This is a genomic window from Geobacillus sp. CCR (genome assembly GCF_052906625.1).
Genome location: NZ_JBREBQ010000006.1, coordinates 69,307 through 87,807 on the forward strand (window position 1 = coordinate 69,307; position 18,501 = coordinate 87,807).

The 18,501-nt window shown below is 53.8% G+C and carries 22 protein-coding genes; 9 read left to right on the plus strand and 13 right to left on the minus strand.

Translation table 11 applies throughout. The features are described 5' to 3' along the window. Positions 1–6: 6 nt before the first annotated feature. Positions 7–1,305, minus strand: coding sequence for an HD domain-containing protein (locus ACVBDQ_RS04940; RefSeq protein ID WP_021321330.1), 1,299 nt, complete (start codon positions 1,303–1,305; stop codon positions 7–9). 144 nt (positions 1,306–1,449) lie between these two features. Continuing rightward, positions 1,450–1,677 carry a DUF1450 domain-containing protein gene (locus ACVBDQ_RS04945; RefSeq protein ID WP_011232879.1) on the minus strand — a complete coding sequence of 76 codons (228 nt, stop codon included), beginning with the start codon at positions 1,675–1,677 and terminating at the stop codon, positions 1,450–1,452. A 175-nt stretch (positions 1,678–1,852) separates the two neighbouring features. On the opposite strand from ACVBDQ_RS04945, the gene ACVBDQ_RS04950 reads away from it, so the two are divergent. Then, positions 1,853–2,506 (plus strand): RsfA family transcriptional regulator, encoded by a 654-nt coding sequence (locus ACVBDQ_RS04950; protein ID WP_014196985.1) that lies wholly within the window; start codon positions 1,853–1,855, stop codon positions 2,504–2,506. Between the two features lie 164 nt (positions 2,507–2,670). On the opposite strand, the gene ACVBDQ_RS04955 is transcribed toward ACVBDQ_RS04950, so the two are convergent. Then, complete coding sequence (locus tag ACVBDQ_RS04955; protein ID WP_014196986.1) at positions 2,671–3,528, minus strand: lipoate--protein ligase family protein; 858 nt, start codon at positions 3,526–3,528, stop codon at positions 2,671–2,673. 123 nt (positions 3,529–3,651) lie between these two features. After that, entirely contained in the window at positions 3,652–4,632 is a 981-nt protein-coding gene (gene pta, locus ACVBDQ_RS04960; protein WP_021321328.1) for a phosphate acetyltransferase, read from the minus strand. Between the two features lie 254 nt (positions 4,633–4,886). Between pta and hemQ the strand changes: the two genes are divergently transcribed. The 5 genes from hemQ to ACVBDQ_RS04985 all read left to right on the plus strand — a co-directional run bounded on the left by hemQ (position 4,887) and on the right by ACVBDQ_RS04985 (position 8,466). Beyond that, positions 4,887–5,633: a hydrogen peroxide-dependent heme synthase gene (hemQ, locus tag ACVBDQ_RS04965; RefSeq protein WP_021321327.1), complete on the plus strand. Its 747-nt coding sequence runs from the start codon at positions 4,887–4,889 to the stop codon at positions 5,631–5,633. Between the two features lie 205 nt (positions 5,634–5,838). Beyond that, the gene (locus ACVBDQ_RS04970) at positions 5,839–6,285 is read left to right on the plus strand and encodes a cell wall hydrolase (RefSeq protein ID WP_011232884.1); all 447 of its coding nucleotides are present in this window, start codon (positions 5,839–5,841) and stop codon (positions 6,283–6,285) included. Between the two features lie 18 nt (positions 6,286–6,303). Then, positions 6,304–6,909, plus strand: a complete 606-nt coding sequence (gerQ, locus tag ACVBDQ_RS04975) for a spore coat protein GerQ (RefSeq protein WP_014196990.1) — start codon at positions 6,304–6,306, stop codon at positions 6,907–6,909. Between the two features lie 134 nt (positions 6,910–7,043). After that, positions 7,044–7,544: a hypothetical protein gene (locus ACVBDQ_RS04980; RefSeq protein WP_014196991.1), complete on the plus strand. Its 501-nt coding sequence runs from the start codon at positions 7,044–7,046 to the stop codon at positions 7,542–7,544. 19 nt (positions 7,545–7,563) lie between these two features. Continuing rightward, positions 7,564–8,466, plus strand: coding sequence for a prenyltransferase (locus ACVBDQ_RS04985; RefSeq protein WP_014196992.1), 903 nt, complete (start codon positions 7,564–7,566; stop codon positions 8,464–8,466). Between the two features lie 52 nt (positions 8,467–8,518). On the opposite strand, the gene ACVBDQ_RS04990 is transcribed toward ACVBDQ_RS04985, so the two are convergent. The 4 genes from ACVBDQ_RS04990 to ACVBDQ_RS05005 form a co-directional block, all read right to left on the minus strand. After that, positions 8,519–8,890 carry a DUF423 domain-containing protein gene (locus ACVBDQ_RS04990; RefSeq protein WP_014196993.1) on the minus strand — a complete coding sequence of 124 codons (372 nt, stop codon included), beginning with the start codon at positions 8,888–8,890 and terminating at the stop codon, positions 8,519–8,521. 267 nt (positions 8,891–9,157) lie between these two features. After that, positions 9,158–9,457 (minus strand): YwdI family protein, encoded by a 300-nt coding sequence (locus ACVBDQ_RS04995; protein WP_025039370.1) that lies wholly within the window; start codon positions 9,455–9,457, stop codon positions 9,158–9,160. Between the two features lie 13 nt (positions 9,458–9,470). Beyond that, positions 9,471–10,160: a uracil-DNA glycosylase gene (locus ACVBDQ_RS05000; RefSeq protein ID WP_013524842.1), complete on the minus strand. Its 690-nt coding sequence runs from the start codon at positions 10,158–10,160 to the stop codon at positions 9,471–9,473. Positions 10,161–10,329: 169 nt separating this feature from the next. After that, the gene (locus tag ACVBDQ_RS05005) at positions 10,330–10,713 is read right to left on the minus strand and encodes a YkvA family protein (protein ID WP_014196995.1); all 384 of its coding nucleotides are present in this window, start codon (positions 10,711–10,713) and stop codon (positions 10,330–10,332) included. Between the two features lie 128 nt (positions 10,714–10,841). On the opposite strand from ACVBDQ_RS05005, the gene ACVBDQ_RS05010 reads away from it, so the two are divergent. The 3 genes from ACVBDQ_RS05010 to ACVBDQ_RS05020 are packed head-to-tail and all read left to right on the plus strand — an operon-like array spanning position 10,842 to position 12,407. Next, positions 10,842–11,192 (plus strand): STAS domain-containing protein, encoded by a 351-nt coding sequence (locus tag ACVBDQ_RS05010; RefSeq protein WP_014196996.1) that lies wholly within the window; start codon positions 10,842–10,844, stop codon positions 11,190–11,192. Next, positions 11,189–11,677 (plus strand): anti-sigma B factor RsbW, encoded by a 489-nt coding sequence (rsbW, locus tag ACVBDQ_RS05015; protein ID WP_014196997.1) that lies wholly within the window; start codon positions 11,189–11,191, stop codon positions 11,675–11,677. The genes ACVBDQ_RS05010 and rsbW overlap by 4 nt, the downstream gene beginning before the upstream one ends. Then, the gene (locus ACVBDQ_RS05020; protein WP_014196998.1) at positions 11,637–12,407 is read left to right on the plus strand and encodes a sigma-70 family RNA polymerase sigma factor; all 771 of its coding nucleotides are present in this window, start codon (positions 11,637–11,639) and stop codon (positions 12,405–12,407) included. Before rsbW ends, ACVBDQ_RS05020 begins: the two co-directional genes overlap by 41 nt. Before the next feature lie 49 nt (positions 12,408–12,456). Here ACVBDQ_RS05020 and ACVBDQ_RS05025 read toward each other — a convergent pair whose 3' ends face one another. The 5 genes from ACVBDQ_RS05025 to ACVBDQ_RS05045 all read right to left on the minus strand — a co-directional run bounded on the left by ACVBDQ_RS05025 (position 12,457) and on the right by ACVBDQ_RS05045 (position 18,312). Further along, positions 12,457–14,325, minus strand: a complete 1,869-nt coding sequence (locus ACVBDQ_RS05025) for a SpoIIE family protein phosphatase (RefSeq protein WP_128721753.1) — start codon at positions 14,323–14,325, stop codon at positions 12,457–12,459. Between the two features lie 310 nt (positions 14,326–14,635). Beyond that, positions 14,636–15,271: an FMN-dependent NADH-azoreductase gene (locus tag ACVBDQ_RS05030; protein WP_021321322.1), complete on the minus strand. Its 636-nt coding sequence runs from the start codon at positions 15,269–15,271 to the stop codon at positions 14,636–14,638. Positions 15,272–15,452: 181 nt separating this feature from the next. Next, positions 15,453–15,602, minus strand: coding sequence for a hypothetical protein (locus tag ACVBDQ_RS05035; RefSeq protein ID WP_014197001.1), 150 nt, complete (start codon positions 15,600–15,602; stop codon positions 15,453–15,455). Between the two features lie 208 nt (positions 15,603–15,810). After that, positions 15,811–17,193, minus strand: a complete 1,383-nt coding sequence (locus ACVBDQ_RS05040) for a glycine--tRNA ligase (RefSeq protein ID WP_014197003.1) — start codon at positions 17,191–17,193, stop codon at positions 15,811–15,813. Positions 17,194–17,481: 288 nt separating this feature from the next. Then, positions 17,482–18,312: a glycosyltransferase family 2 protein gene (locus ACVBDQ_RS05045; RefSeq protein WP_014197004.1), complete on the minus strand. Its 831-nt coding sequence runs from the start codon at positions 18,310–18,312 to the stop codon at positions 17,482–17,484. Positions 18,313–18,501: the final 189 nt, after the last annotated feature.

Below are 18,501 nucleotides of genomic sequence, written 5' to 3' on the forward strand. Positions count from 1 at the left end.
CATCTCCTAACCCTTTAAAATTTCCATAATCTTTTTCTTCACTGTCCGCTTCGTCGACAAGTCTTCCAGGAAATCAGCTGGGAAATACAGCTTATGGTCGGTGCGCCGTTTCCCGGAAATGGCGTCAACGAGCACCGATTCGCGCGACAGCTCGCGAAGCTCCCCGTTTGGCATCAACAAATAAATCGGCAGGCGCTCTCCTTCCTCGCCCGGCCGGTAAAAGTCATACGGCAAATCGGACGACGAATCGACGACCAAGTAGTAGTCCGGGTCAATCCCTGCTTTTTGAAACAAACCGGTCAGCTCAATGAGCTTCGCCATTTGCTCGTTCGTCGGATGGAACTCCGTATATTTGAACAGGCGGCGGCGGACAAACCGCTGGCACAGATCGCTTAAAATCGGATCCCGTTCGTATTGCCATTGCTGGAAGTAAAACAAGATGACTGCCTCATCCAGCGCCAAGTAATCGCCAAGCGGCGCGTTTCCCGCAAAAAACGACAAAAAGTGAACCGGCTTCGTCTGAAAACGATACCCCTCTTCATACAGCTTTTTCGCCCGATGCAAAATTTTCGTCAAAATGACTTCCGCACTGCGCGTCACGGGATGAAAGTACACTTGCCAATACATTTGGTAGCGGCTCATGATGTAATCCTCGACCGCATGCATGCCGCTTCGTTTGATGACGACTTGGTCTTCGCGCGGGCGCATGACGCGCAAAATGCGCTCCATGTCAAAATAGCCGTAGCTGACGCCGGTGTAGTAGGCATCGCGCAACAAATAATCCATCCGGTCGGCGTCAATTTGGCTCGAAATGAGGCTCACAACAAGCTTGTTCGGGTACGTTTTGGCGATCACTTCAGCGACCCTTCGCGGAAAATCGTCATCCACTTGGCGAAGTGCGGCGTTCACTTCTGTATCGCCTAAAATGATGGCCTGTGTAAAATCTTCGTGGTCAAGGCGAAACACTTTTTCAAATGAATGGGAAAACGGGCCGTGCCCTAAATCGTGCAAGAGCGCCGCGCATAGGCAAAGAAGGCGCTCGCTATGATCCCAATGATCGCGGCCGACAAACACGTCGTCAATGATGCGGCGGATGATTTCGTAAACGCCGAGCGAATGGTTAAACCGGCTGTGCTCGGCGCCGTGAAACGTCAAATATGTCGTGCCGAGCTGCTTGATGCGGCGCAGGCGCTGAAATTCTTTTGTGCCGATCAAATCCCAAATCACTTTGTCGCGAACATGTATGTATCGGTGCACCGGATCTTTAAACACTTTTTCTTCGTCAAGCTGCCCGCCGGAATACATCGCATCCTCCTCTTCCGTCTCCAACATACATCTATTATACGCCGTTTCTTTTGGCAAAGAAATAGTTGACTTTTTTCTCCGTCTTTCTCCATTATTGACGGAAAAAACAAAAAATCACCTTCTTTCGGCAAAGAAGGTGATCGGTTATCGCTTTTTCAACCTTTCAGCAATTTTATCAATCAGTTCGTCTTCCGTCAGCGCCGCCACCGGACGGTTGTTGACGAAAGCAAACGTCTTTTTCCGCCCTGGGCCGCAATACGACTGGCAGCCGATTTTGATGACCGCATCCGGATCAAGCTTTTTGAGGCGCGGAATCAATGTTTTTAAATTCGGCGCCTTGCAGTCGTCGCAAACGCGAAACTCATTCGCCATCACTCGTCATCCCTTTCCGCAGCGTTTGCTTTGTGTATTCTACCGCTTTCGTGAGAAAATTGCAAGTTGGCATGCTTTCACCCTTGTAATTTGCCAATCCCATAAACTTGCAACGTATAATTTTTTTCCTTTTGGTCCACCCTTTTACTAGCATGGGAAAAAGGAGTGGAGAACAATGAAACAACGGCAAGACGCTTGGACGGAAGAAGACGATTTATTGTTGGCAGAGACCGTATTGCGCCATGTGCGTGAAGGGAGCACCCAGCTGAACGCGTTTGAAGAAGTCGGCGACAAGCTAAATCGGACATCGGCCGCCTGTGGCTTTCGCTGGAATGCCGTCGTCCGCCATCAGTACGAAGAAGCGCTGCAGCTGGCGAAAAAGCAGCGAAAAGAGCGGCTGCGGCTGCTGGCCAAACAAGGCGGCGCGAAAAAGCGGCGCCTGTATGAACCACCGATGCCGTCATTGGAGGAGTTGGGCGATGTGATGCAGCTGCCAGCTGTCGTCCCATCCTCTCCGCCGCAACAAGTGACGCTTGATCAAGTGATCGCTTTTTTAAAAACGTTCCAATCCCATGAGCGGAAACGGGAGGCGCTGATCAAAGAAAACGAGCGGCTGCGCCGCGAAATTGACGAACTAAAGCAAAAAAATAAAGAACTTGAAGAAAAGGTTGCTAAATTAGAAGAAAATTCGTCGACCGTCCAAGAAGATTTTGAGACGCTCGTGAAAATCATCAACCGAGCGCGCAAAATGGTGTTAAAAGAGGAAGAAGAGCGGGGGCTGACCTTCCGTATGGACCCGAACGGAAACTTAGAGAAAATCGCCGAGTAACGAAAAAGGATGCCGGGTGAAAAGCCGGGCTGATCCCAAAACGCACTCGCGTTTTGGGATCAGCCCCTTTTTTGTTGGCGAACGTCCATCATTCGCGCCAAGGTTGGGCAGGGCATGGGTCGCGGTCAGCAGCGACGAAGCGCCTTATCGAAGCGAAAAGGGCTTTACGGCTCGACTTCTCTCATCGGCTCTCCTGAAGATACGTTGGCATTTCGTTCGACGATGCGCGCCCAATACTGCTCATACCAATTCCATTCGCCGTTCTCGAGGGCAGACGAATATAGCTCGCCGCCAAACGACTGCAGCGTGCGCCAAAGGGCGACAAGCAGCTCATCGATCGACAACTCGCAGCCGAGAAGCTCAGACAGCGACGCCATGACAGCTGGGACAACATCGGGGTAGGCGAATTTCGTTTTCTCTCCTTGGCGGCCGAGCTCATAAAAGCGGCGAATCAGCTCAGCCCGCGCGGCTCCGCTCCCGTTGACGCAAAGGTAGATTTGCACGGCAACGCCGCCGCGCACCCGACGTTGCGAAATGCCGGCAAATTTTTTGCCGCCAATGCTCAAGTCATAGCTCCCCGGGCAATACGAACCGACGATTTCCCCCGCCTCAACGCGGGCGCCGTATGAGGCAAGCATGGCGGCCATGAGCGCGTACATCGCCTCATACCCTTGCTCGATGGCAATCGTGTTTTTCGTTTCCGGAAAAATGAGCGAAATATTCAACACCCCGCTGTCAAGGACAACGGCCAACCCGCCGGAATTGCGGACGACGACGCGATACCCTTCCTGGCGCAAAAACGAAATGGCCTCATCGATGTACGGAAGCTTCGTATCAGCGGCGCCTAAGACGACGGTATTCTCATGCATCCACGTGCGGACGACCGCATCCGACTGTCCCGCACCAACCGCGGTGCATAATGCATCATCGATGGCAAACGATTGTTTCGCATCAAACAGCGGACCGAAATGCGACTGGTCGATGACCCGCCATTTCGGCTGCCGCAGCAATTCATGGCCCATCGCGAGCAACCCCTTGCATAGATCATTCCAACTCTATTCATTATAACATAATCGCCATTAGCAAATGGCGCAAAAAGGACAAGGGGCGCATGCCTCCCTCGTTTTTATCGAGCGGCAGCCCCGTCACTCCCCAAGCGACTGGGCAGCGGTGATGAGCGCGAGCTTGTAGGCGTCTTCGGCGCTGCAGCCGCGCGATAGGTCGTTCACCGGTTTGTTCAGCCCTTGCAAAATCGGGCCGACCGCTTCAAAACCGCCGAGGCGCTGGGCGATTTTGTAGCCGATGTTGCCTGCCTCAAGGCTCGGGAAAATAAAGACATTTGCGTCCCCTTGAATGACCGAGTCCGGCGCTTTCTTTTTCGCCACCTCTGGCACAAACGCGGCGTCAAATTGAAACTCACCGTCTAGGATCAGATCCGGCGCCATTTCCTTCGCCAACCGCACCGCCTCAACGACTTTTTCCGTCTCCGGCGACGAGGCCGACCCTTTCGTGGAAAAGCTTAACAGCGCCACGCGCGGCTTAAGGCCGAACATTTTCGCCGTCTGCGCGCTCTCGACCGCAATTTCAGCCAAATCTTGGCTGTTAGGAGCAATGTTGATGGCGCAATCGGCAAACACATATTTTTCGTCGCCGCGCACCATGATGAACACGCCGGACGTTTTGCGAACGCCTGGCTTCGTTTTAATGATTTGCAAGGCTGGTCGGACCGTATCCGCCGTCGAATGTGCCGCCCCGCTGACGAGGCCGTCGGCCGCTCCCGTATAAACGAGCATCGTACCGAAATAGTTTTCATCGAAAAGCAACTCGCGCGCCGTTTCTTCTGTCACTTTCCCTTTGCGCCGCTCCACAAACGCCGAAACCAGCTCATCAAACCCGCCATAGCGGCGCGGGGTGACAATCTCCACCCCTTCAAGCGGCAAGCCAAGCGCCGCGGCTTTCACCCGCACAGCTTGCTCATCGCCAAGGACGATCGGCTGCAGCACTTGCTCCGTCGCCAAACGGCTCGCCGCCGTTAAGATGCGGTCATCGGTTCCCTCGGGAAACACGATTTTTCGACCCGTACCGGTTACTTTCGCTTTTAATGCCGTAAATAAATCGGTTGTCACGATCCAATCCTCCTTATGCTAGGCCAGCCTGCCCCGGTTAAAGCGCACCCGGCTCATTTCGGCATCCACAAGCCATTTCCACTATTAAGCATACCGCTTCTCGCCAGAAACGCAACGCAGGTAAGCCTTTACAACAAATAATTCACCTTTTGCCACAATTCAGTCTACTTCCACTTTGATACGCTGATAGCCGCTTTTTTGGGCAAACTGTGATATAGTGATACTGTACAATTTGTTGATAAGGAGTGACGATGATGAGCGAAGCGGCCCAAACGTTGGACGGTTGGTATTGTTTGCACGATTTCCGCACGATCGACTGGAGCGCGTGGAAAACACTGCCGAACGAAGAGCGCGAGGCAGCGATCAGTGAGTTTTTAGCGCTTGTCGACCAATGGGAGACGACTGAAAGCGAGAAGCAAGGAAGCCATGCCGTCTACACGATCGTCGGGCAAAAAGCCGATATTTTGTTCATGATTTTGCGGCCGACGCTGGATGAGCTGCATGAAATCGAAACAGCGCTTAACAAAACGAAACTCGCCGACTATTTATTACCTGCGTATTCGTACGTTTCGGTCGTGGAGTTGAGCAACTACTTGGCGTCCGGCAGCGAAGATCCGTACCAAATTCCAGAGGTGCGCCGCCGTTTGTATCCGATTTTGCCGAAAACGAACTACATTTGCTTCTACCCGATGGACAAGCGGCGCCAAGGCAACGACAACTGGTACATGTTATCGATGGAACAGCGACGCGAACTCATGCGCGCCCACGGCATGACCGGCCGAAAGTACGCCGGCAAAGTGACGCAAATCATCACCGGCTCCGTCGGCTTGGATGATTTTGAATGGGGCGTCACCTTGTTTTCGGATGATGCACTCCAGTTCAAAAAGCTCGTATATGAAATGCGCTTTGACGAAGTGAGCGCCCGCTTTGGCGAATTTGGCTCATTTTTCGTCGGCACCCGGCTGCCGGTGGAAAAGGTGCCTTCTTTCCTCCATGTATGAAGCAAAGCCCCGAACGATACGGGGCTTTGCTTCGTTTTCGCTGCTTTTTGGACAATCATCCCGCTTTTCTGTCATATGCGGCCTGACCGCTCCATACACATAAAAACAGAAAATCTCTTCAGAAACATTCTATTCGTGTGTCACCATTTTCTTGTTCCACCAATAGCCTATTACTGTCGAAATTCACAACGACTGAGGTGACGATATGGGTCAGATCGCTCCCTCCATTGTAGCCCACACAGAAGAGGAAGTAAAGTTGTTGGCTCGGCTCATGCGAGCTGAAGCGGAAGGAGACGGGCGGCTTGGGATGCTCATGGTCGGCAACGTCGGCGTCAACCGCGTCATCGCCGACTGCCTTGACTTCCGCGGCATCCGCTCTATCCGGCAAATGGTGTTTCAAAGCCCGGGCGGTTTTGAGGCGGTGCAAAAAGGGTACTTTTACCAACGGGCGCGCGAAGTGGACATCGGCCTAGCCCGCCAAGTGCTCCGCGGTTGGCGCTACCACCCAGCGACAAACGCCCTTTGGTTTTTTAAACCACCTGAAGGCCAACCGTGCCCACCGCAATGGTTTGGCCAGTGGAACGTCGGCCGCTACAAATCGCATTGCTTTTTTGCACCGACTCCATCCGACTGCCCACGCGTCTATTCTTAATATTGAGGAGGGTTCTTTATGCCGAACAATCCAGAAAATCAATTTTATCCACCTGATGAGGAGCAACAATCATTTTATTATTCGCCGTTCGGTCAAGAACGGCAACAACCGTATGCATCCTATCCATACGGCTATCCGTATCCGCAGCCGTACTATCCGGCGGCGTACCCGTATTATTACTATCCGCAAGCGGCTGCCGCTCCAACCGTGACGCCGGCGACAGCCGCCGCTCCGACGTTCGGTTTGCAGGCGCCGACGTTCACGGCCCCGACACCGACGCCGACCACCGCCGCTGCGCCTGCGGCGGCAGGAGCGGCGATCCCGGGGATGCTGCCGCTCGAAGAGTCGTACATTGAAAACATTTTGCGGTTAAACAAAGGGAAAGTTGCTACCATCTATGCGACGTTTGAAAACAACCGTGAGTGGAATGCCAAGGTGTTTCGCGGCGTCATTGAAGCGGCTGGACGTGACCATGTCATTTTAAGCGACCCACAAACAGGCACACGCTATTTGATCCCGATGATTTACCTCGATTATGTCACGTTTGAAGGAGAAATCGCCTACGAATATCCGTTTGCCGGCGCTACAGCCGCAACACCGCTTGCTACGTATTCTCCACGCTAAACGGAAAAACTGTCTTTTGACAAGAAGGTTGCCGATGGCAACCTTCTTTTTTTGGTTGACGTGATGGCCATCACAAGCTGCTACTACACGGCCTTATATAATGGTGGTAAATGACACAAAAGAGGTGTCTACTGATGGTTTGGACGTCGCGTGATTTCCTGCTGGGGGTACATCTTATCGCGGCGATCATGTGGGTGGGGGGCGTGGCATTCATCGGCTGGGCAGTGTATCCAGCCTCCCAATTCATGCCGCCTCTTGAGCGCCGGCAATTTTTCCGCTCGCTCATGCAGTGGTCGCATCGGCCGCTCGCCGCGGCAAGTGCCGTCGTCATCGCCACTGGCATATGGCTTGGCACAGCCGCCGGACCGATCAACCGTTGGGCAGATGTATGGCAGACCGCCTATGGCCGTGTATGGCTGACCGCCCTTCTCACAGGCATCGCAACGCTCGCTTGGGGGATGTTCGTCGGCTACCGCAAGGCGATGACGGTGTTTTCCAATGAAGACCTTTGGCGCCAAGCCAATGGCGGTGACGATGCGCCGTTAAAAAAAGCGATGACCTCGATCATTGCCGTTCAGTCGGTCGAAGCGGCCGGATTTGTCGTGCTCATCGTATGCATGCTTTTACTCTCCTAACGGAAACGAGGGGTTCGCATTGCGATATGAACATCGTGAAGAAGATCGGCATTGGGTTTACCGTTTTTCATGGCTTCACTTAATGCGCCCGCCGACATGGAGCGGAACGATCAGCCCTGTGCTGGCCGCCACCGCGCTGGCGGCGAAAAAGGGCGCCGTTCGGATCGAGGTGCTGCTGGCGATGTTAGCCGCCTCTGTGCTGATTCAGTCAGCCGTCAACATGCTGAATGACTATTTTGATCGGTTGCGCGGCCAAGACGATGACAAATGGACGAACGGGCATGGCCATGGACCTGCCCATCGCTCGATCCCTGCCGTTGCTGGCGCCATGCTGGCCGTCGCGGTTGCGTTAGGCGCGTACTTGGCGTGGCAAAGCGATCCAGCCATCGCGTGGATCGGCGCCGCAGCGATCATCTGCGGGATCGCCTACTCAGCCGGGCCGCGTCCGCTCGCCTCGCTCGGTTTAGGTGAGTTGACCGCCGCCGTTTGCATGGGGCCGGTCGTGACCGCACTCGCTTATGCCGTACAAGGGCATGTTCCAGACACCGCTCTGTTTGCCTTGTCCATCCCGTTCGCCTTGCTGATCGCCTCGATGATTTTGACAAACAACATCCGCGACATCGAAAAAGACCGGCCGTTTCGCCGCACATTAGCCATCCGGCTCGGACGGAACAACGCCGTGCGCCTTCTCGGGCTTCTTCTCGTCTCCGCCTACTTGTCCATTGCTGCTTTGATCGTTTGGCATATCGTTCCTTTGCTTGCCGCGGTCACAGGGCTCGCGATGCCGCTTGCCATCCGGCTTCGTCTCTGTTTCCGCCCCGGCGCTAGTCGAACCGAGGAAAGAAGCGGCATGAAATGGGCCGCCCGCCATCATTGGGCCGTTGGACTGTTGTTGACGTTGAGTCTATGGCTTTCGCTATAGAGCGGAGAGGGACGGCGGCAAAAAAACGGAGCGCTCCGCTCCTGCGCTCCGTTTACAACCATTTTAATGCCGCATATCCGATCATCACCCAAGCGATTAAAAAGGCGACGCCGCCAAACGGGGTGATGGCGCCAAGCGGCTTGATTTGCGTAACACTTAATACGTACAAACTGCCGGAAAACAGCACAATCCCCGCCAGCATCACCCAGCCCGCCGCACCGATCAGCCCGACATTCGGCGCCTTGCCAGCGAGCAATCCGACAACAAGCAGCCCTAATGCGTGGAACATCTGGTATTGGACCGCCGTTTTCCAAATCTCCAAATAACGATCCGGAATCTTCCCTTCCAGCCCGTGCGCGCCAAACGCTCCCAATGCGACGGCTAAAAACGCATTGAGCGCGCCGAGAAGGATGAATGTTTTCATAGCTGTTCCGCCTTTCTAATGAAAGATTGTTTTCCCTCATTCATTAATAATAATGGGAATGTTCCCCGACAACAAATTACTAATGTATGTCAGCCACTTCACTCGACAGAACCGGTCAATGGGGAGCGCTACCGACAAGACCCGCATCCAAGCCGGAGAACCGCTTCTTGTTCTTTGGCGCAAACAAGGACAAGCGGTTTAAAGGAGTTCTGTTGATCAAGAATCCCTGTGGAGAAGGCCGTTCCACGGGGATTCGCTGTCCCACTCTCAGAAATCCAGCAACGACTCTCCGTTCGCCTCATCGTCAATGTCAGGGGAGCGTCCCCCGACAGAAACGGCTCCAAGCGAAAGCCCGCCAGCAACCGAAATCGGCCCGCCGACGACAAGCGGCCCGGCTGCGGCAGACGAAGCGGACGGCTGCGGATGGCTTGTTGCCTCCAACATCAAATCGCATAAAACGCGAATGGCGGCGACGTGTTCACGCACCCGCTGCAGGTCGTTCGTGGACCTCGCTTTCCGCAGCTCATCTTCCATCTTGGCGATAACGGCCGCAAACGAGATGGACATCATTCTCTCCTCCTTATTCAGCACGGACGCCGATGTTTTCGATTTGCCAGTCGATCGGTTCGCGTCCGCATTTCATCAAAAACGCGTTCGTCCGCGAAAACGGGCGATGGCCGAAAAAGCCGCGCGCGGCGGAAAACGGGCTCGGGTGCGGCGCTTCAATAATCAGATGGCGCGGATTCGTAATCCGTTCTTTTTTCTCCTGAGCGTTCCGGCCCCAAAGCAAAAAGACGACCGGATCGTCTTTTTCATTGACGAGTTCAATGACGCGGTCGGTGAATTGTTCCCACCCTTTGCCGCGGTGGGAGTTCGCCTGGCCGCGGCGGACGGTCAGCACCGTGTTTAACAATAACACCCCTTGCTCGGCCCATTTCACGAGATAGCCGTTATCTGGTATGTAGCAGCCAAGGTCATCATGCAGCTCTTTGAAGATGTTGACTAATGACGGCGGCACCGGTACGCCGGGCTTGACGGAAAAACTCAACCCGTGCGCCTGCCCCGGGCCGTGGTACGGATCTTGCCCGAGCAGCACGACTTTGACGTTTGCATACGGTGTATAATGAAGGGCGTTGAAAATATCGTGCATATCCGGATAAATCGTCCGCGTTCGGTACTCCACTTTTAAAAATTCGCGCAGCTTCAAGTAGTATGGTTTTTGAAACTCCTCTTCAAGCAGCGGAGCCCAGTCGTTTTTGAGAATCGGCATTGCGAGCAACTCCTTTGCCATCGGCTTTTTCCTTTTATCATTGTAACCAAAAAGACCCCAGCGTCAAAGCGAAGTGAATGTTCAGATTGAGGCAACCACAGCGAAACCTGTTTCCCCAACAGGAAATGCGCCAATCCCCTGCCTCAGCCATCAAAAATTGAGGGAAAGATCAAAATATCCACGAAATCAACCAGCGGAGCAGCCAGACGCCAAGCAACACGTATAAAAAAATGATCAGCGCCCCAGCGGCCCAATTCGTCGGTTTGCCTTGCTTGGCGAGCTCTTCCGCCCGCGCCCGGTGTTCGGCGACGATGTCTTTCGGCAGCCATTTCAGCGCCAAGTAAATGCCTAGCGGCACAAGCAACAAATCATCGATATACCCAAGAACCGGAACGAAATCGGGAATCAAATCGATCGGGCTGAACGCATACGCCGCAACGCCAAGCATAAAGAGCCGCAGCCAGACAGAGATGCGCCGATCGCGGCTGGCCGAATACAAGACAAAAATTTCCCGTTTCAGCGCCCTTGCCCATTCTTTCCACTTTGTGAACATCGCGTTCCCCTGCCCTTTCCTGTTTCATATAGTATAAAATATGGGTATAGGAGTGTAAACATTGCAAGGTGGACAACCTTCCCGCACCATCATCCAGCTAACTCATTGATTATGTGAGGTGAACGGCTATGGACAGGAAACGATTTCATATCGTGCATGATGAACAGCCGGATCGGCATGTTGTATACATAAAAGGGGAGCTTGATCTAGCGACGGCCGAACAGTTTCAACGCGCCGTCGAGCCGCTCGCTGGCGATGCGTCGAAGCCGCTCGTCATCCGCCTTGAAGAGTTGTCGTATATCGACAGCACCGGCATCGGGATGTTTGTCGCACTGCTGAAAACACGCAAAAAACAAGAAGCGCCGTTTATGATTGAGAACGTGCCGCCGAAAGTCCAACGCTTGTTTGATTTAACCGGCGTATCCTACTTGTTTTCGACAATGAATGACACGACAGAAAGGATCGAGGGGCAATCATGAAAGAGCATGAAACCGTCGTACAGCTGTCGATTCCTGCTGATGCGCAGTTTATCGATGTCGCTCGTTTGACGCTATACGGGCTGGCCGCCAAGATGGGATTTTCCTATGAAGAGATTGAAGATATGAAAGTGGCCATCTCAGAAGCGTGCAACAACGCTGTTTTGCATGCGTACAACGGAAGGGGCGGCGTCATTCATCTTCGCTTTGAGATGCGCGCCGATGCACTTTCAATCATCATTAAAGACGAGGGCAAAGGGTTTGATTACAAACGGGTGGCCAAGCAAGCAGCGCCCCTGTCCGCGAAGCCGCTTGAAGACGTCAAAGCTGGCGGCCTCGGCCTGTTTTTGATGGAAGCGCTCATGGACGATGTCACCGTCACCACAAAGGGCGGAACGGAAGTCCGCCTGACGAAATTCCGCCATCGCGGCGAAGGAGAGCATGCCCATGACTGTATATCCCCCTCCTCTGTCCAAGAGCAAGCTTGACGCCCTCATTTCCGCCTATCAACAAACAAAAACGGAAGAAGCGGCGACCGCCTTGCTCGTGCGCTTCGAGCCGCTCATTGCGGCCGCAGCGAAAAAAATGGCGCGCAGCCGCCCTGACTTTTACGAAGACTTGTTTCAGATCGGACGGCTGTCGTTTTTGCGCCTCCTCGATCATTATGACCCGAGCCAAGGTGCAAGCTTTGAGTCATACGCCATGAAAAGCTTGATCGGCTATATGAAAAACTATTTGCGCGACAAAGCATGGTACATCCAAGTACCGCGCAAGGTGAAAGAAAAAGGAAGCAAAGTGCAGCAGGCGATCGATGAGCTGACCGTCAAGCTCGAGCGTTCGCCGACGCTCGATGAGATCGCCGGCCACTTAGGCTTATCGGTCGAAGAAACGATCGAAATTTTGGCCGGACGGGACCATTACCAAGCCGTTTCGCTCGATGCCCCGGTGCAAGACGGGGAAAAGGATGCGACGACGATCGGTGAATTCGTCGCTGATGAAGCGAACGAAATCGAGTCACTGATCGAGCGAATGGATTTAGAGCAGGCGATCGGCAAACTGAGCGAGCAAGAACAAATCGTCATCGACGCCATCTTCCGGCGCGGGGAAACGCAGCGCTCGTTAGCCGAGAGGCTCGGCGTCTCGCAAATGACAATCAGCCGCATTCAAAAGCGGGCCATCGCGAAATTGAAGCGGCAGCTCGCCGCCTATTCGCCATAACGGTCAAACATCGCGCCGCCTTACGCATCAAGCAGTCGAACTGCCCATGCTAGCGGCGGCGCAGCAGCAACAACGTCTGGTCATCTTTTTGTTCGTATTGATGATACGCTTGAATATGCTCGTACAACTCGCGCACGATCTCCGGCGCCGGCTGATCAAGGTTGACGCGGGCGACCATCGCGGCGAGAACGGAAAAGTCATCGTCCGCCTCTTCGGTACGCTTTTCCGTCACCCCGTCGGTGTACAGCAGCACAAAATCGCCTGGTTCAAGCACAACCGATTTGGTCTCAAATGAAAATTGCGGAAACAAGCCGAGCGCGCAGCCTTTGGCGCCTAGCGGCACGCATTGCTTCGTTTTCGCCCGATACCAAAGCGCCGGTTCGTGTCCAGCGCACGCGTACGAGAACGTATGTGTTTTTTCGTTGTAATTGCCGACAAACATCGTGACAAACATCGACGGCTCCGTGTAGTCGTAGGCGAATCGGTTCAGCAGGTCAAGATATACGTGCGGCTGTGTTCCGTAATGGACGGTCCGGTCCAGAATAAATTTCATCAGCGTCATGAGCATCGCCGCTGGAATGCCTTTTCCCGATACATCGGCAATGCCGACGGACACCGATGTTTGATGGACAGCAAAGTGATAAAAATCGCCGCTCAACACTCGGGCAGGGACGCTGAGGACACCGATGTCGATGTACGAAGGCAAGTTCACTTTCGAAGATGTCTGCAAAAGCGACCGCTGCATATTTGCGGCAAGCGACAGTTCAAAGTCGAGTTGTTCGCGTTCACGCTCAAGCCGCTCTTTCTCTTTTTTCTCCGTCATGTCGCGCAAGACGGCGACAAGCCCCGCCAGCGCACCGTTTTCCAACACCGGCGCCAGCGTATAACCGACTGGCAGGCAGACGCCGTCGCGGCGGCGAAACGGCTCCTCCTCGACGCGAATCACCTCGCCGCTTTTCAGCCGTTTGACGACGCGCCGCAGCTGCTTCCAATCCCACTTGTCGCCGTCTGGCCCCGCGAGCGAGACAAACGAAAACAGTGGCTTGCCTTTCGCCTCTTCCAAAGTGGCGCCGATCAACCGGCTCGCCTCCGGATTCATCCAAACGATTTGCCCGTCGCGATTCACCATCAGCAATCCTTCTCCAAGGGCATTCGCCATCATCTCGAGCTGTTGTTCACGGTGCTTCAGCTCCACGTACGGCTTTTCCACCGTTTCCATATACATGGCACGCACGACATACAAAAATCCAGCCATTTCATAAAGCTGCCCCCATAGCCCGTACCCGCTGCCAAGCATGAGCAACCATTGACCGAGGGCAAATAATAGAAGCGCCATAGACCAGTATAGGGAAGCGGGAGCCCTCCCTTGCCGAAAACGCCGCCATGCGAACACGGCCGCCGCTGCATCAAGCAAACCGACCGCTCCTTCCCCTGCGCGCCACCAAAACGGCCAGCGGCTCGTCCCATGCGCCGGCCAAAACGGGGACGTGATGTGGATGAACAAACTAACAGCCGCCGTATACAAAAACGCGGCCAAAAACGCCTGCCAGCGTTGCCCGCTTTGCCGTTCCATCACCTCATCGGGCCGTGAAAAGAGAAAGAGCAGCCCCCAAGCAAGCGTAAAGCGGGCAGCGAGCGAAAATAGCGCCGCCAAAACGTCATCCTCTGTGAAGGAAAGGACAAAGTGAACAGAAAAGAGCGCCCCCGCAGAAAAAAACAACGCCCCCATCATGAGCCGCTCGGTTGACAGCGTATGCGGAAATACAGCCCATCCTTGCAAGGCGACAAGCCAACAGACGACGACAGCGGCAAACCCTAAAGAAAGATGAATAGGATGATAGAATTCGGGTAAAAGCAGCAGCTGACCGCCAGCGAACAGAAGCACGCCAAACAGCCCGGCCGCCAGCGTTGCCGCCATGCCGTGCCAACGCGCTGGCTGATATCGTTGATCCTTGTTCACAAATGGTGAACCTCCACTCCTCACGGCTATATGGCTTATTATACCATACGTTGGACATCAATCGCATACGAACGTCGCCGCCTCCTCATTTTCGCTTCCGCCGCCGGAACAACAAAAAGAACGCTCTCTAAACAGAGAGCGTCCTCAACCGCGGTCATTTCCCATGCAATTTTGAAATCGACATCATGAGGCCGGCCGCGCCGGCGGAGACGGTGAAGCGTCATTTCTCATGACATTTCGAAATCGCCAACCTATTCAAAGCGTCTCATTAGAACGTGTGAGCCAAGTCTTTCGCTCGGGCGATGGCGTTCGCTTTTATTTCTTCCGCCTTTTCCGGCATCGCCGCATGCCCTTCGACAAACAGTCCTTCAAACGACGGCACGCCGAAAAACTGCATAATGACACTTAAATACCGATGTCCCATCTCCATTTGTGCCGCCGGGCCTTCCGAATAAAATCCGCCGCGCGCCTGAATATGGAGCGCTTTTTTATCGGTGAGCAGCCCGATCGGCCCTTGTTCTGTATACTTGAACGTTTTTCCGGCCACCGCCACGGCGTCAATGTACGCTTTCAATACGGGCGGGAAAGAAAAGTTCCACATTGGCGTCACAAAGACATATTTATCGGCGGAAATAAACTGTTCGCACAGTTCGTTCATCCGCCCGACTTTCGCTTTTTCTTCATCAGACAGCTCTTCAAACGATTTCCCGGAGCGAAGTTTGCCCCAACCGCTGAATACGTCAACATCGATTTCCGGAATGTATTCTTTATATAAATCGAGATGGATCACCTCATGGTCCGGATGCACTTGTTTGTACGTCTCAATGAACGCCTTTCCAACCGCCATGCTGTACGATTGCGTGTCGTCGTGAGGATGGGCGGTGATGTACAATACTTTCGTCATGATGCATACTCCCTTTCTTGATGATCTGAGCATTTTAGTGTTTGCCATTTTTAAACATGACATGCATTTTACCTCTACTTCAAATATCTCGAACAAGAGATAATTATAGAAAGATGATGCGAATTTGGCAAATCATTTGCCCAAAAAAAATTGCCCTTGAGGCAATTGGCGTGCGGATCGGTTATTCGCTTTGTTCAACAGCAAACGGATTGCCGCTAATTTGTTTTCTTATTTCATCCGTCAACGTAAACGGTTCGTTTTTCGCGGCGTTTTCGCCGGCGTCACTAGGCTGATGGCCACTGCCATCGTAATAGATCGGTTTTCCTTCCATGATGGCTAACCCCCTTGATTCGTGCAGGATGCAGGAACTAGTCTATGCTTCTATTTTACCATTTATGCGGCGGAAATTCGATGGTTTTTTGAAATTTTAACTATAAAAGCGGTTCCGTTTCCAGACTTTTTTCAATCGCCTGCTTCCTTGTTTGGCAAAAAAGCCGATAAAAAACCGGGGCCTCACGAATGCCCCGGCGTTTCCGTCATCAAAAAGCGATTTTTTCATCCAAAAAGGCTTTGAGCTCCCCAATCGGCAACCGCACTTGTTCCATCGTGTCGCGGTCGCGCACGGTCACTTGGCCGTCTTGTTCAGACTCGAAATCGTATGTGATGCAAAACGGCGTGCCGATTTCATCTTGGCGGCGATACCGCTTGCCGATCGAGCCGGTTTCATCATAGTCGACCATGAAATGTTTCGCCAGCTCTTCGTAAATGCGGCGCGCCCCATCAGCGAGCTTTTTCGACAACGGCAAGACAGCCGCTTTGTACGGTGCAAGCGCCGGATGCAAATGCATCACCGTCCGGGTCGTGCCGTCTTCCAGCTCTTCTTCGTCATAGGCGTCGATCATAAACGCCAACGTGACGCGGTCAGCGCCAAGCGACGGCTCAATGCAGTACGGGATGTAGCGTTCATTCGTTTCTTGGTCGAGATAATGGAAGTCCTCGCCCGAGTATTCCATATGCCGCTTTAAGTCGTAATCCGTGCGCGACGCGATGCCCCACAGCTCGCCCCAGCCGAACGGGAAATGGTACTCGATGTCAGTCGTGGCGTTGCTGTAGTGGGACAATTCTTCCTTCGCATGGTCGCGCAGGCGGATGTTGTCCTCCTTCATGCCAAGCGACAGCAGCCACTCCTTGCAAAACTGCTTCCAATACTCAAGCCATTGCAGCTCTTCGCCCGGTTTGCAGAAAAACTCGAGCTCCATCTGTTCAAATTCGCGCGTGCGGAACGTAAAGTTGCCCGGCGTAATTTCATTGCGAAAACTTTTGCCGATTTGCGCGATGCCAAACGGCAATTTTTTGCGCATCGTGCGCTGGACGTTTTTGAAGTTGACGAAAATGCCTTGCGCTGTCTCTGGGCGCAAATAAATTTCGTTGGCGCTCGACTCGGTGACGCCTTGGTACGTTTTGAACATTAAGTTGAACTGGCGAACGTTCGTGAAATCGCGGCTGCCGCATTCCGGACAGGCGATGTCGTATTCCTTGATGAGTTCATCCATCTTGGCAAGCGGCAAACCGTCGACGATCATCTCGATCCCTTTTTCCTCGAGCGCCTTCTCAATCAACTTATCGGCGCGATGACGCGCTTTGCACTGTTTGCAGTCGACCATCGGATCGTTGAAGTTGCCTAAGTGGCCGGACGCCTCCCACGTTCTCGGGTTCATTAAAATGGCGGCGTCGAGCCCGACGTTGTACGGCGACTCTTGAACGAATTTTTTCCACCACGCCCGTTTAATGTTGTTTTTCAGCTCAACGCCAAGCGGGCCGTAATCCCATGTGTTCGCCAGCCCTCCGTAAATTTCCGACCCCGGAAAAACGAAGCCGCGATGCTTGGCATGTGCGACGATTTCTTCCATTGTGACAGCCATCGTGTTCATCCTCCTTCAATGTGATGTCCACCAATCAAAAACGCCCTCGCCCCTAGGCCTGACGCCTAGGGACGAGAGCGTAGCTCCCGCGGTTCCACCCTAGTTGATGCGCAAATCACGCATCCCCTTTTTGCCATTTCCGCTCCGGACTGCCGTTTCATTAACCATCTTCGCCGGGCTTCCACCGTCCCCGGCTCGCTTGGGAAGAGAGGGTTAACTACTATTGATCCGTCATCGCGATCCATATATGATTTTGTCCACTATCATAACAAACCCCAAAACCTTTTGTCAACGCCATCCTGCCTTTTTTTGCATCCAAAACCGCGACACGATCGGCTGACCGTTCCAAATGACTTCGGTGTCCGCCCGGCGCTTCGCGACTTCCGGCTCGTCAAGCAAGAGCCAAAAGTTTTTCACCGGCAAGTCGCCGAGCCCATGCTTCTCGCAAAGCCGCCGCAAATATTGGCGCCGCTTGCCGCCTACCTGTCGCGACACGTTGTCGCCGTCCGGGCTGAATGCATACAAGACCGTCGCCGCCGCGACACGGGCGACGCGACAGACGACCGCCGCGCGCAAAAAGAAGTCCCAATCCCAATAATGGTGGACAGACGGGTCAAAGCAGCCGATCTCGTCATGGAGCGATTTTCGATACACGCTTCCAGACGGGACGTACGTCGAAAACGTCCGCATCGCTTCCAAATCATACTCATAGGCAAATAAAAAACGGGCGGATGGGACGCGCTGATCGTTTTCCACCCGATACTGGACAATTTCCGCATCGGCATAGGCGAAGTCCGCATGCTCGAGCGCTGCGACCATCCGCTCGAGATGGCACGGCAACACTAAGTCATCGTCGTCGCAAAGCATGATGAATTCGCCGCGCGCCGCTTGGACGCCTGCGTTGCGGGCCGCGACATGTCCTTCGTTGTCGCGGCGGTCGATGAGACGGATGTCAAGCTCCGGGTACAAGACGACGACATCATGAACCGGAACGCCGCCGTCATTGACAATGATGACCTCAAACGGCTTGTACGTCTGCCGGCTTAACGACTCGAGCAGCTCGGCAAGCGGATACGGGCGATTGTACGTCGGAATAACGACAGACACGGACGGACGCAAGATTGATTCACCGCCTCTCGCACTGGCTTTCCCCCTTGGCGTCCGCGGGCGTCGATGCGCACACCCACCAAAAGCTTGGCCAATCAAAAAAGGGGCTTACCCTTAAGGTACCGCCCCTGCCGTTTGTTTGTCAATTTCGGCGTGCCTCCCCTAACGAGCGCCACGAACCAAAGCCCGCAACTCTCGTGA

What these genes read in the sequence shown, in the direction of transcription:
- ACVBDQ_RS04990 (WP_014196993.1), bottom strand. Translation starts at nt 8,890, where the DNA reads ATGAAAACATTCATCCTTCTCGGCGCGCTCAATGCGTTTTTAGCCGTC.
- ACVBDQ_RS04970 (WP_011232884.1), top strand. Translation starts at nt 5,839, where the DNA reads ATGGGTCAGATCGCTCCCTCCATTGTAGCCCACACAGAAGAGGAAGTA.
- ACVBDQ_RS04955 (WP_014196986.1), bottom strand. Translation starts at nt 3,528, where the DNA reads ATGGGCCATGAATTGCTGCGGCAGCCGAAATGGCGGGTCATCGACCAG.
- ACVBDQ_RS05010 (WP_014196996.1), top strand. Translation starts at nt 10,842, where the DNA reads ATGGACAGGAAACGATTTCATATCGTGCATGATGAACAGCCGGATCGG.
- hemQ (WP_021321327.1), top strand. Translation starts at nt 4,887, where the DNA reads ATGAGCGAAGCGGCCCAAACGTTGGACGGTTGGTATTGTTTGCACGAT.
- ACVBDQ_RS04940 (WP_021321330.1), bottom strand. Translation starts at nt 1,305, where the DNA reads ATGTATTCCGGCGGGCAGCTTGACGAAGAAAAAGTGTTTAAAGATCCG.
- ACVBDQ_RS05005 (WP_014196995.1), bottom strand. Translation starts at nt 10,713, where the DNA reads ATGTTCACAAAGTGGAAAGAATGGGCAAGGGCGCTGAAACGGGAAATT.
- ACVBDQ_RS05035 (WP_014197001.1), bottom strand. Translation starts at nt 15,602, where the DNA reads ATGGAAGGAAAACCGATCTATTACGATGGCAGTGGCCATCAGCCTAGT.
- ACVBDQ_RS05025 (WP_128721753.1), bottom strand. Translation starts at nt 14,325, where the DNA reads ATGGCGGCAACGCTGGCGGCCGGGCTGTTTGGCGTGCTTCTGTTCGCT.
- rsbW (WP_014196997.1), top strand. Translation starts at nt 11,189, where the DNA reads ATGAAAGAGCATGAAACCGTCGTACAGCTGTCGATTCCTGCTGATGCG.
- ACVBDQ_RS05000 (WP_013524842.1), bottom strand. Translation starts at nt 10,160, where the DNA reads ATGCCGATTCTCAAAAACGACTGGGCTCCGCTGCTTGAAGAGGAGTTT.
- gerQ (WP_014196990.1), top strand. Translation starts at nt 6,304, where the DNA reads ATGCCGAACAATCCAGAAAATCAATTTTATCCACCTGATGAGGAGCAA.
- ACVBDQ_RS04945 (WP_011232879.1), bottom strand. Translation starts at nt 1,677, where the DNA reads ATGGCGAATGAGTTTCGCGTTTGCGACGACTGCAAGGCGCCGAATTTA.
- ACVBDQ_RS04950 (WP_014196985.1), top strand. Translation starts at nt 1,853, where the DNA reads ATGAAACAACGGCAAGACGCTTGGACGGAAGAAGACGATTTATTGTTG.
- ACVBDQ_RS05020 (WP_014196998.1), top strand. Translation starts at nt 11,637, where the DNA reads ATGACTGTATATCCCCCTCCTCTGTCCAAGAGCAAGCTTGACGCCCTC.
- ACVBDQ_RS04995 (WP_025039370.1), bottom strand. Translation starts at nt 9,457, where the DNA reads ATGTCCATCTCGTTTGCGGCCGTTATCGCCAAGATGGAAGATGAGCTG.
- ACVBDQ_RS04980 (WP_014196991.1), top strand. Translation starts at nt 7,044, where the DNA reads ATGGTTTGGACGTCGCGTGATTTCCTGCTGGGGGTACATCTTATCGCG.
- ACVBDQ_RS05040 (WP_014197003.1), bottom strand. Translation starts at nt 17,193, where the DNA reads ATGGCTGTCACAATGGAAGAAATCGTCGCACATGCCAAGCATCGCGGC.
- ACVBDQ_RS05030 (WP_021321322.1), bottom strand. Translation starts at nt 15,271, where the DNA reads ATGACGAAAGTATTGTACATCACCGCCCATCCTCACGACGACACGCAA.